Below are 10,607 nucleotides of genomic sequence, written 5' to 3'. Positions count from 1 at the left end.
GCGTGTCCTCCAGCGACGCCATGAAGAGCGAGTCCTCCCCCAGCGCCGTCACCAGCCGCGAGAGCACCACCTCCAGCGCCGCGTCTCCCTCGGGAGCGTCTCCCAGCGAGAGTTGCTGGCCCTGGTCCTCGCAGTCCTCCTCCACCCGGAGGATCAGCCCCGCCACGGGCCCCTCGAGCCGCACGTCCGACAGCCGGTGCCGCGTCAGGTCCAGCAGCATCTTCGACTGCGCCGTCGGCCTCGCCAGGGTCAGCGGCACCACCGCCTGTCCCGAGGGATCCAGCTTCAACGTGAGGTTCAGCCGCACCGCCGCTCGGCGCCGGCCTCCCAACCGCCCGCACAGCCGGTCCAGCACCGTCTTGAGCGCGAATTGCAGCGGCTCCAGCGACTCGGCCGCCCACTCCAGCGTCAGCCGCTCCTCCAGCACCTCCTCCAGCACCTCGGCGATGAACGGCGTCTCATCCCCGCCCCGGCAGCGCGTGTGCGCTCGCATGCCCACCGCGCCGCCTCGGGCCGTCACCGCCCCCACCGGTAGCGCCGCCACCTCACCGAGCGTGCTCAGCCCGAGCGCCGCGAACGCCCCCTGCTCCGGGCCCTCCAGCGCCCCCAGCGGCAGCGGGGCGAGCGCCTGTGCGCTCTCGCCGTCCGGCACCACGTCCATCCGCCGCGCCCCATGCCTCGCCAGGGCCCGCGCGGTGAACTTCTCCGAGGCCACCACCACCCGCCCCCGCCAGCCGTGCTCCGAGCACAGGGCCAGCACCTTCGCGCACAGCCCCTCCTCCCCGTTCGCCAGGTTCGCCGCGCTCGCGTCGAACCACAGGCCGTCCGGCTCCGAGAGCTGGAAGCCCGGCACCAATGCCATCAGCATCTCGCCCAGGCCCACCAGCGCCCGCCGCTCCTCCTCGGGGCGGAATGGGAAGTGCCTCAACGCCGGCTCCATCGCCGTCGCCGCGGTGAGCGTCATCCCCTGCCGCACGCCCGCCTTCAGCGCGCTCGTGGACGCGCCCGCCACCCGCTGCTGGCCGCGCACCTCCTCCACCAACACGAAGGGCTTGCCCGTGAGCTCCGGCAGCTCGATGACCTTGCGCTGCACCGGGAAGCGCGGGAAGTGCAGATACCCCAGCCGCATGTCCGTTCCCCTCCCCTCGCCTCAGTGCAGGGCCGAGCCCGCATCCAGGCTCGCGCGCAGCGACGGCATCGGCACGTCCCGTCCCGGACGCTGTCCCATGATTCCGCGGTGGCCCTCACGCGGCGCCTGCTCCCGAGCCAGCTCCGGCACCGTCACGTCCTCGGCCGGGAGCAGCTCCCCACCCCACGGCGTCTCCCACTCGCCCAGCTCCGGGTAGAGCTCCCGCCAGGGCACCAGCGCCCGCGAGCCGATTCCTCCCTGCCGGCTGCGCACCACCTCCACCGAGAGCCCCTCGTCTCCGCGAGCCTCGGTGCGCAGGCGCATCATCCCGTCCGCCGGGGCCTCCGGCGCCGTGAGCAGCAGCAGCAGCGTCCCGCCGCGCACCGCCGCCTCCATCAGCCGCTTGCCCTCCGCCGGCGACAGCCTCACCCCGCCCTCGCCCTTCCCCGTCCCCGGAGGGGCCCGCGTCAAGTCCAGCACCACGCACGCGAAGGCCCCGCTGCGCACGAGCTGCACCGCCGACCATGCGAGCTGCTCGGCCGTCTTGGGCCGCACCAGCAGCAGTCGCGAGGGATCCACCCCCGCGGCCATCGCCGCTGGCGGGTAGAGCTCCCATGGGCCGTCCACGTACGCGCACAGCCGGCCTTCCCGGTGCGCCGACGCCACCGCCCTCAGTCCCAGGCTCGTCCGCCCCGAGGCCGCCTCGCCCCACAGCTCCACCACCTGTCCCAGCGGCAGCCCACCCGCCGGCAACAACGCGTCGAAGGCCTCCACCCCCGTGCGCAGCGTCGCCAGGTACTTCCGGGGCGCCGCCTGCAGCTTGCGGATCTGCTCGCGCAGCTGCTCCACCGTCGCCGCCATCTTCTCCGCCGTCCCACTACTCATTACGTCCCCCGTCCGGCTCAGGACCTGAAACGGGGTTCAGTATGGCGAGCGATCTGACATACGCCAGGAAATGTCGCTCGGTGGGCAGACGAGTCGCCCTTTCGGGCAGCTCGGCACGGGGGGAACTCAGGGGGGACTACATACCCTCACCCGAGTTCCCTCCTTAGATCAGCCGAAGCGTCAGCTCGCGCAGAGCAGCTTGACCTCGACCTTCTGGTCCGCGGCGCGACGCGGGCACGAGGACTGGAAGTACAGGCGCGCCGCCCGGCCCTCCGCCGCCGGCTCGTAGGACAGCTCGCCGCCCGCCACGCTGCACGTCTGCACCTTGCCGTCCCCCCGCGTCACCTCCACCCGGGCCAGCAGCGGATCCGGCAGGTTCACCACCTCGATGCTCTGCGCCGTCGTCGCCAGGTTGGCGATGGCCACCAGCGTGTCCCGGTAGCTCGCCCGGCAGATGGAGTCCAGGTTCTGCAGGCCCGTGTCGAAGCGCGAGGCCATCTCCCGCTGGCGGATGCCCGGCCCGAACGAGTTCGGGCAGTCCACGTTGCGCACGACCGTCCCCTGCGGCGTCGTCTCCAACACCGGCCCCACCCGCTTGTCCGTCAACGCCACCGGTCCGATCGTCGCCCACAGCACCTCGCGCGTCGTCCCCGTCCCGTCATCGAGGTTGCGGAAGATGCGGGCGTATTCCTGCACCGGGGTCAGCAGCGCCGATTGCTCGCTGCAGCGGTCCACCGTCGTCTCCTCCGTCAGGGCGACCGGCGGCGGCCGCTGGGTGGAGCTACAGTCCTCCTCGTCCGAGACCACCACCACCAGCAGCCGAGCCCCCTCCCGCAGGAAGCCCTTGTTGCCTCCCTCCTCGAGGGCCGTGGTCGTCAGGGGCGGCGTCACCGCCAGCCGGACCGCCTCGAAGGGGGACTCCTGGCCACTCCCGAACGTGCCCTGAATCACCAGCCGGCGGAACTTGGCCAGCAGCTCCGGGTCTCCCGAGTCGATGAAGCGCTCGGCCGTGGGGCGATTCTGCGCATCCGGCACCGGCTGCAGCTTTCCGGACTGGGTGGGAAAGAGGACGGTGTCGTAGCTGTTGTTGAAGAACGTATGTTGGTAGACCGACGTGGTAATGACCCCCACGCGGAAGTCCTGCGCCACGCCGGTCCCCCGCCGCAGCTCGTCGATGAAGGCGGGCAGCTCCCGGGCGATGGCGTCCTGCTCCTCTGACATCGAGCCCGAGTTGTCGATGACGAAGAGGATGTCCGTCTTCTGGGCCGAGATGAGCGGGGCCTCCGCCTGGCACCGGCCGGGCAACGTGGAGCCGGGCGCCTCCACGGGGGAGTGACACGCCGTCCCCCACAGGGCCACGGCCAGCAGCGCGCACGATCGGATGGGATGCGTCACGGGATTCTCCTGAGGAACGCGGCGCGGCGGAGCGCGCGACATGGCGTAACAAAGGTGGAGCGCCAACATGCCCCACCCCAGCAGGATGTGCGAGCAACCTTCCGGCGACTCAACCGTCCGCCACCCGACGGCCACCTGGAAAAACGCAGGTCGCGTTTGCCATGTCCGTTTTGGTTGCTACGTTGAGTCAACTTTCACAGAAGATCGACAACGAAGTAGTTCAACCGGCCCGGACGCTGTACGACCGGGCTGGAAACCGAGGCATCGACTCCATGTCCGACGAGAAGAAGAAGGGCGGCGCAACGGCAATGCCGGCCGCCATGGCACCCCCGGGGATGATCAACAAGGAGGACATTCCGCAGGTCCTTCCGATCCTCCCCCTGCGCAACTCGGTGTTCTTCCCGGGCGGTGTGCTTCCGCTCGCCGTGGGACGCCAGAAGACGATCGCGCTCATCAAGGACGCGGTGCGTGACGACCAGGTGATCGGCGTCGTCACCCAGCGCCGGGCCGAGGAAGAGGACCCGGGCGCGTCCGATCTGTACACGATGGGCACCGTGGCCCGCATCGTGAAGCTGCTGAAGATGGGCGAGGACAACTACTCGCTCGTGGTCCAGGGCCTGGCGCGCTTCCGCGTGCTGGACCTGGTGCAGGAGGCCCCCTACCTCAAGGCCCGCGTGGACGCCGTGGAGGACAAGACCTCGGCGGAGAACGTCGAGGTCGAGGCCCTGGGCATCAACCTCAAGAAGCTGGCCCGCGAGGTCATCGAGCTGATGCCGGAGCTGCCGGCCGCGGCCACCGAGCTCGTCGAGTCCATCACGCACCCGGGCCACCTGGCGGACCTCATCGCCGCCAACGTGGACGTGCCCATCGAGGAGAAGCAGGCCGTCCTCGAGACGGTGGACCTCAAGGCGCGCATGAAGCTCGTGCTCGAGCTGCTCAACCGCAAGCGCGAGATCCTCAAGCTCTCCAACAAGATCGACTCCGCCGTGAAGGGCGAGATGTCGAAGACCCAGCGCGAGTACTACCTGCGCCAGCAGCTCAAGGCGATCAAGGAAGAGCTCGGCGAGATGGGCGAGGAGGAGGAGGAGCTCGACGAGCTGCAGGAGCGCCTGAAGAAGGCCGGCCTGCCGCCCGACGTGGAGAAGGTGGCCAACAAGGAGCTCAACCGCCTGAAGACGATTCCGGCGGCCTCCAGCGAGTACACCGTCGCGCGCACCTACCTCGATTGGATCGCCGACCTGCCCTGGGCCAAGCTCAGCGAGGACAACCTCGACATCGAGAACGCGCGGCAGACGCTCGACAAGGACCACTACGGCATCAAGAAGGTGAAGAAGCGCATCCTGGAGTACCTGGCGGTGCGCAAGCTCAAGAACGACATGCGCGGGCCCATCCTCTGCCTGGTGGGGCCTCCGGGCGTCGGCAAGACGTCGCTGGGTCAGAGCATCGCCAAGGCGGTGGGCCGCAAGTTCGTGCGCCTGTCGCTCGGCGGCGTGCGTGACGAGGCGGAGATCCGTGGCCACCGGCGTACCTACGTCGGCGCGCTCCCGGGCCGCTTCATCCAGAGCATGAAGAAGGCCGGGACGAAGAACCCGGTCATGATGCTCGACGAGATCGACAAGCTCGGTGCGGACTTCCGCGGCGACCCGAGCGCGGCGCTGCTCGAGGTGCTCGACCCCGAGCAGAACAACACCTTCAGCGACCACTACCTGGACGTGGCGTTCGACCTGTCCAAGGTGCTCTTCATCGCCACGGCGAACCAGCTGGATCCCATCCCTGGCCCGCTCCGTGACCGCATGGAGATCATCGAGCTGTCCGGCTACACCTTCGAGGAGAAGCAGAGCATCGCCCGCATCCACCTGGTGCCCAAGCAGCTCAAGGAGCACGGGTTGAACCCGGACCACATCACCATCACCGACGAGGCGCTGCTCACGCTGACCGTCTCGTACACGCGTGAGGCCGGTGTGCGTAACCTCGAGCGGCGCATCGCGGACATCTGCCGCGCGGTGGCGGTAGAGGTGGCCGGCGGGAAGACCGAGAAGCAGAACATCGACGGCAAGCGGGTGATGGAGATCCTGGGCGCCGAGATGTACTACTCCGAGGTCGCCGAGCGCACGGAGGTTCCGGGCGTGGCCACGGGTCTGGCGTGGACCGCGGCCGGCGGCGATCTGCTCTTCATCGAGGCCACCAAGATGGCGGGCAAGGGCGGCATGACGCTCACCGGCCAGCTCGGCGACGTGATGAAGGAGAGCGCCACGGCGGCGCTGAGCTACCTGCGCAGCAAGGCGGAGGCGCTCGGCATCAACCCGAACTTCCTCGAGAAGACGGACCTGCACCTGCACTTCCCCGCGGGCTCCATCCCGAAGGACGGTCCCTCGGCCGGCGTGACGATCCTCACCGCGCTCACCAGCCTGCTCACGGGCATCCGGGTGCGCGGCGACACGGCCATGACGGGCGAGGCCACGCTGCGTGGTCTGGTGCTGCCGGTGGGCGGCATCAAGGAGAAGGTGCTGGCGGCTCACCGCGCGGGCATCAAGCGCGTCATCCTGCCCGAGCGCTGCCGCAAGGACCTGCAGGACGTGCCGGACCAGGCGAAGAACGACATCGAGTTCATCTTCGCCACCCGCATGGACGAGGTGCTCGCCGCGGCGCTGGAGACGACGCCCTTCAAGACCCCGCAGGAGGGGGAGAAGGCCGTGCATCCCGCGGCCGAGGCGACCCCCGAGGTCCGCGCCTAGTCGCGGGCTGAGCCAGGGTTGAAGTCGTGACGGGCAGGTTCCCCCTCGGGAGCCTGCCTGTTCTCTTTTCTGGGAACACCGAGCCGCCCAGCGGCGTCTCAGGGGACATGCCGAAGACCCCCGCGTGGGTGCTGCTCCTCACCGGTGCCCTGTTCGCCGCTGGATGCGCGGAGCAGGCCCGAGCCGCCCCCACGGATTCCGAGCCCGTCCCTGCCCTCGCCGCACCTGTCTCCCCTGCCCCCTCCGCTGATCCGGTGGCACCACCGCGCTGGCCCGCCGCGAGCGCCCCGCTCATGGTGGCGCGGGTGGAGTTCCCCAAGGGTTTCGGGAAGAAACGCATCTACCTGGACGCGGGGCACGGCGCGCCGGGGAACGACGGGAACTCGTCCGTCACCTGTGAGCCGGAGGCGTCCTACACGCTCCGGGTGGCCCAGGAGCTGGCGCGGCGGCTGGAGGCCACGGGGCACTTCCGGGTGAAGCTGAGCCGCAAGCCGGGGCAGCGCCCCACGTACCAGGAGCGGCTCGCGGAGGCGGAGCGCTGGAAGGCGGACCTCTTCGTGAGCCTCCACTCGGACGCCCGGGGCGAGGCGAGCGGGTGGATGGCCTCGCCGGAGCAGTGGTGCATGAGGAATGACGCGGCCCCCGGCTACAGCGTGCTCTACGCGGACGACACCCCCGAGCCGCTGCTCTCCCAGCGGTTGGCCCTGGCCCGCGCGCTGGCCCGGCGCATGGGGGACGCGGGCTTCCACCCCTACGGGGGCGAGGACTACGTGGGCCTGTACGACCCCGACACCCAGCAGCCGGGGACCTTCGTGAGCCGGCACCAGCCGGGGCAGCGCATCTTCGTGCTACGCATGCCGCCCATGCCCTCGGTCATCATCGAGACGCACCACGCGTGGGATCTCGAGGAGGAGAAGCGCTGGCGCGAGGAGCGCACGCTGGAGGCCTTCGCCGCGGCCGTGGCGCGAGGACTCGTGGACGCGCTGGCCACGCCCACGAGTGCCCCACCGCCCCCAGCGGTCTCCTCAACCCGTGCCACGGGTCCCGTGCCCTGACTCCGTCCCTTCCGCCAGCCAGCGTCCGAGTCGCTCCGCCAGCTCGTCGACGTGCGGCGTCCGGAGGATGCCGTGGTGATCTCCTGGCACGTCCTCGACCGTCAGCCCCGAGGAGATGAGGCGTCCCCAGCCATGCGTGGGGTCTACCGCCGCCCCCCGCCGCGCATCCCGCGCCCGGAGCAGCACCACCCGCCCCTCGTAGGGCGAGACGTTGTACCGCGCCACGGCGTGGAGGTTGGCTCGCGCCACCTCCAGCAGCACTCGCAGTTCCTCCTGTCCCGTCCCGGGCGGCAGCAACCGCGCCTCCAGCGCATGTCTCCAGAGAACACGGAGCCGCTCCTCGGCCGTCAGCCCCGCGAGGGACTCGGGCGTGAGGAGCACCTCCCGGCCAGCGCTCCGGGCCAGATCCGCCGCGAAGCCCGCCAGCAGTGTGGCCTCGTCCGGCTCAGGCGGAGGCGACTCGGCGGGGGCGAAGCTGTCGAGCAGGACGAGCCGCGCCACCTCCTGTCCCTGACGCCGCAGCTCCTGGGCCATCGCGAAGGCCACCGCACCACCCAGGGACCAGCCCCCGAGGAGGTAGGGCCCCTCGGGCTGCACGGCGCGCACCTGCTTCACGTACCGGCGCGCCATGTCCTCCACGCTCGTGAGCGGCGCTTCGCGCCCGTCCAGCCCCGTGGCCTGGAGGGCATGGAAGGGCCGCCCGGTGCCGAGCCGCCGCGCGAGCTCCGCGTAGCAGAGGACGTTGCCTCCCACCGGGTGCACCCAGAAGACAGGCGTGAGCGTGCCCTCGGGCTGGAGTGTGACGCGGTTGTTGCCCTGGGCGGCGGCCGGAACGCCCGCGCGCAGCCGGACGGCGAGCGCTTCGATGGTCGGTGCCTCGAAGAACGCGGCCAACGGCACCGCGCTCCCCAGTCGCTGCTGGAGCCGCGCCACCAACCGCACCGCCAACAACGACTGCCCGCCCAGCTCGAAGAAGGAGTCCGTCACCCCCACCGGCCTCACCCCGAGCACCTCCTCCCAGACGTGCGCCAGCTCGCGCTCCAGCTCATCCCTCGGCGCGACGGAGGCTCGGCCACCCGGGCGGACCTCCTCCGGGGCGGGAAGGGCTCGTCCATCCACCTTGCCGCTGGCGGTGAGCGGTAGCGCTTCCAGGTAGACGCACACGGAGGGCACCATCGCCTCCATGAGACGCTCGCGCAGCCGCGCACGCAGCTCCCGCTCCTCGCGCGGCGTGGCCTCGCCGGGCACCACGTACGCCACGAGCCGCGACTCGCCCGAGGGACTCCGCCAGGCCTTCACGTGCGCCTGCCTCGCCCCGGCCAGCTCCCGCAGCGCCGTCTCCACCTCGCCCGGCTCCACCCGGACTCCGTTCACCTTCACCTGCGCGTCCACCCGGCCCAGGAAGTCGAGCCGCCCGTCCGCCCTCCACCGCACCACGTCTCCCGTCCGGTACAGCCGCGCTCCCGGCTCGCCGCTGAAGGCGTCCGGGACGAAGCGCTCCGCCGTCAGCTCCGGCCTCCCCACGTAGCCCCGCGCCAGCCCCGGCCCGCCCAGGTACAGCTCTCCGGCCACGCCCGGGGACACCAGCCGCATCGCCCCATCCAGCACGTACGCCCGCGTGTTGGCCAGCGGCCTGCCGATGGGCGGCCGGCCCTCGCCCGCCACGCACTCCTCCCACGTGGCGAAGACCGACACTTCCGTGGGGCCATACCCGTTGACGAAGCGCCGGCCCCGGCCCCACTTCTCCACCAGCTCCGGCGGGCAGGCCTCGCCCGCCGCCATCACCACCCGCAGGCCCTCCAGCCCCTGCTCCGGCAGCAGCGCCAGCACCGAGGGCGGCAACGCCAGCACCGTCACCCCGCCCTCCACCAGCTCGCGCCGCAGCTCCTCGCCCAGCGGCACCTTGCCTCCCGCCGGCACGTACAGCGTCCCGCCCACCGCCAGCGTCAGCAGGTAGTCCCAGAGGGAGACGTCGAAGCCCAGCGAGGAGAACTGCATCACCCGGCTCTCCGCCCCCACCCCGAATGCCCCCGCCTTGCCCCTCACCAGATCACACGCGCCCTCGTGCGTCACCACCACGCCCTTGGGCCTCCCCGTGCTTCCCGAGGTGTAGAGGATGTAGGCCGCGTTGCCCGGCTGGACGCCTCCCGGCAATTCGCCGGCTTCCGCCTCCACGTCCTCCAGCCGCACCACGCGGACGGCCTCGGCCAGTCGGCACCGCGCCTCCAGGCCCCGCCGCGTCACCACCGCGCGCACGTCCGCGTCCTCCGCCATCCACGCCAGGCGCTCCGGCGGCTGCACCGCCTCCAGCGGCACGTACACGCCCCCCGCGAGCTGCACGCCCCAGAAGGCCACCACCGCCTCCACGCTCTTCTCCAGCAGCACCCCCACCCGCACTTCCAGGCCCACGCCCTCGCGCCGCAGCCGGTGCGCGAGGCTCCTCGCCCGCGCCTCCAGCTCCCGGTAGCCCAGCCGCTGCCCGCTTCCCTCCACCGCCATGGCCTCCGGCGTCCGCGCCGCCTGGAGCACCAGCAGCCGCCCCAGCCCCTCCACCGGCCCCTCCACTCGCGGGCCCTGGCTCCACTCCTCCAGCACCCGGGCACGCTCCTCCCCCACCAGCAGCTCCACCTCCTCCACCCGCCGATCCGGAGCCACCGCCACCGTCGACAGCAACGTCTCCAGGTGCCGCGCCAGGCGCTCGATCGTCGCCGGCTCGAACAGGGCCGCGTCGTAGGCGAACGCGCCCCGCAGCCCCTCCGGCGTCTGCGTGAGGCTCAGCATCAGGTCGAGCTTCGCCTCCGCCCCCTCCTGCTCCACCGGGGACAGCTTCAGCTCGGGCAGCGACACCTCTCGGGCGGGGACGTTCTGGAGGACGAACATCACCTGGAAGAGCGGCGAGTGCCGCAGCTCTCGCACCGGCCTCAGCTCCTCCACCAGCTTCTCGAACGGCACCTCCTGGTGCGCGTACGCCCCCAGCGCCACCTCCCTCACCCGCGCCACCAGCTCCCGGAATGTCGGCGCTCCCGACAGCTCCGTGCGCAGCACCAGCGTGTTGACGAAGAGGCCCACCAGCCCCTCCACCTCCGCTCGCGTGCGGCCCGCCACCGGCGTGCCCACCGCGATGTCCTTCTGTCCGCTCCACCTCCCCAGCAGCGCCTGGAACCCCGCCAGCAACACCATGAACAGGGTGCTTCCCTCGCGCTGCGCCAGGGCCCCGAGCGTCTCGCTCACCTCGCGGGAGAGCACCACCGGCACCCGGCCAGCCCTCGTGGACCTCCGGGCCGAGCGCGGCCTGTCCAACGGCAGCTCCAGCACCCGCGGGCTGTCCGCCAGCCGCTGGCGCCAGTACGAGAGCTGCGCCTCCAGCACCTCGCCCTTCAGCCACTCCCGCTGCCAGCGCGCGTAGTC

Annotated in this window: 6 protein-coding genes; 2 read left to right on the top strand and 4 right to left on the bottom strand. The window is 71.4% G+C overall.

From position 1 onward, the window contains the following. The 3 genes from VF697_RS02350 to VF697_RS02340 form a co-directional block, all read right to left on the bottom strand. The coding region (locus VF697_RS02350) for a DNA polymerase Y family protein (protein ID WP_331091828.1) at positions 1 to 1,129 on the bottom strand (1,129 nt) is incomplete at its 3' end. 21 nt (positions 1,130 to 1,150) lie between these two features. Continuing rightward, complete coding sequence (locus VF697_RS02345) at positions 1,151 to 2,014, bottom strand: recombinase RecA (protein ID WP_331091827.1); 864 nt, start codon at positions 2,012 to 2,014, stop codon at positions 1,151 to 1,153. A 180-nt stretch (positions 2,015 to 2,194) separates the two neighbouring features. Then, positions 2,195 to 3,451, bottom strand: coding sequence for a vWA domain-containing protein (locus VF697_RS02340; protein ID WP_414641227.1), 1,257 nt, complete (start codon positions 3,449 to 3,451; stop codon positions 2,195 to 2,197). Positions 3,452 to 3,681: 230 nt separating this feature from the next. On the opposite strand from VF697_RS02340, the gene lon reads away from it, so the two are divergent. Both lon and VF697_RS02330 read left to right on the top strand, forming a co-directional pair. Continuing rightward, entirely contained in the window at positions 3,682 to 6,144 is a 2,463-nt protein-coding gene (gene lon / locus VF697_RS02335) for an endopeptidase La (protein ID WP_331091825.1), read from the top strand. Positions 6,145 to 6,251: 107 nt separating this feature from the next. After that, entirely contained in the window at positions 6,252 to 7,199 is a 948-nt protein-coding gene (locus tag VF697_RS02330) for an N-acetylmuramoyl-L-alanine amidase family protein (RefSeq protein WP_331091824.1), read from the top strand. Here the strand turns inward: VF697_RS02330 and VF697_RS02325 are convergent. Next, a partial coding sequence (locus VF697_RS02325; protein WP_331091823.1) for an amino acid adenylation domain-containing protein occupies positions 7,170 to 10,607 on the bottom strand: 3,438 nt, incomplete at its 5' end. The two genes, VF697_RS02330 and VF697_RS02325, sit on opposite strands and share 30 nt — an antisense overlap.

The sequence above is a fragment of the Archangium sp. genome (genome assembly GCF_036388035.1).
Taxonomy (GTDB): Bacteria; Myxococcota; Myxococcia; order Myxococcales; family Myxococcaceae; genus Archangium.
The sequence above is the reverse complement of the archived record's forward strand: the minus strand, read 5'-3'. Positions and strand labels throughout refer to the sequence as shown.